This is a genomic window from Bradyrhizobium sp. P5_C11_2 (assembly GCF_054049755.1).
On record NZ_JBFULT010000988.1, the window covers coordinates 1 to 1,431 of the forward strand.

At 63.3% G+C, this 1,431-nt stretch carries 2 protein-coding genes; both read left to right on the top strand.

The genetic code is table 11. The features are described 5' to 3' along the window. Window positions 1-366 (top strand): glycosyltransferase (locus tag ACXJL8_RS40960; RefSeq protein WP_456687030.1); only part of this gene is annotated, 366 nt, incomplete at its 5' end. Beyond that, window positions 363-1,379: a glycosyltransferase family 2 protein gene (locus tag ACXJL8_RS40965; RefSeq protein WP_456621618.1), complete on the top strand. Its 1,017-nt coding sequence runs from the start codon at window positions 363-365 to the stop codon at window positions 1,377-1,379. The genes ACXJL8_RS40960 and ACXJL8_RS40965, both read left to right, overlap by 4 nt. Window positions 1,380-1,431 lie beyond the last annotated feature (52 nt).

Sequence of the window (1,431 nt, forward strand, 5' to 3'; positions counted from 1 at the left end):
GCCTCGGCCTGGCTGTTCTGCATGCTCGCCGAACCAAATCCGGAGAAGGTGGAAGGTTTTGGGCTGGCCTACCTTGAAGCGGCGGCGCAGTCGCTTCCGAGTGTCGCCGCGCCGAATGGCGGCGTGCCCGAGGTGGTGCTCGATGGAGAGACGGGCGTTCTCTTGACGGACCGCTCGCCAGAGAAGCTGGCCAATTTGATCGTGGACCTTCTGAGCCGGCAGGACGATGTGACGAGATTCGGTTCGGCCGCCAGGACCTGGGCGCAGACGTTCTCCTGGCAGCGCTGCGCTGAACTGACATATCAGCCCGAACAGGCCGCGCATCGCGCCCCTTCGCGCGCCGAGATCGTTGCAGGAGAATCATGACGTCGCCATCCACACCGGCCCCGCAAGGCCCCCGCGTATCGGTCGTCATTCCGGCCTACAACGCCTCCGGCTGCATCGGGCGTGCGATCGCCTCGGTTCAGGCGCAGACCGAACAGGATTTCGAGATCATCGTCGTCAACGATTGCTCGACGGACGACACGGTTGCCGTTGTCTCCGGTCTTGCCGCGAAGGATGGTCGCATCCGGCTGGTCAGCCAGGAGAAAAACGGTGGGCCATCAAGAGCCCGCAACCGGGGATTCACCGAGGCGCGAGGAACCTGGCTGGCGATCCTGGACGCGGACGATGCCTACAAGCCGGATCGCCTCGAGAGGTTGACCAAGCTGGCCGAGAGCGAATCTCTCGACATGATCGCTGACGACATCACGTATTACGATAGCGAGGCCGATGTCGAATTCGGCGATCAGCGGCTCAGTCCCGGGTTCAACCGCATCGACCTCGCCGGCTTTCTTCGCGCATCGATGTTCCGCCCGCCCCTGCATGATTTCAGCGGGCGGGACGTGTTCCAGTATGCGCTGCTCAAATTCGTGTTCAGACGATTGTTCATCGCCGAGCACAATCTCGCCTATCCGGAAACCCTTCGCGACAGCGAGGATTTCTTCTTCTATTCGGAGTGTCTGCTCGCGGGCGGCCGGGCGGGGCTCTCGTCCGAGCCTGGCTATGTGTATACGCAGCGCATGGGCAAGATTTCGAAGCGGCAATCGGCGCTGACGCGGACCAGGGTCGACCGCATGCAAGTCGTGACCGGGGTCGATCTGCTGCTCTCGCGACACGCGCAGCGCCTGTCGCCTGTCCACAGGCGGTTGTTGCGCGAGCGGCGCGCCCAGGCGATCGGACTGAACGCGCATGAGCGCGCGCGAGACCTGGTCCGTCAGAAGCAGGTCGTGATTGCGCTGCTGGAGCTGGCGAAGACGCGGCCGGCCTGGGCGTTTTCCGTGCACATGCTGCTGCGGCGACGAAAAGACTGGTTTGCAAAGCTCGGCGGCAAGGCCTGATGACGGAAAAATCCGGTCTGATGAAACGAACCGGCGTCGGCGTGCTCTGGAT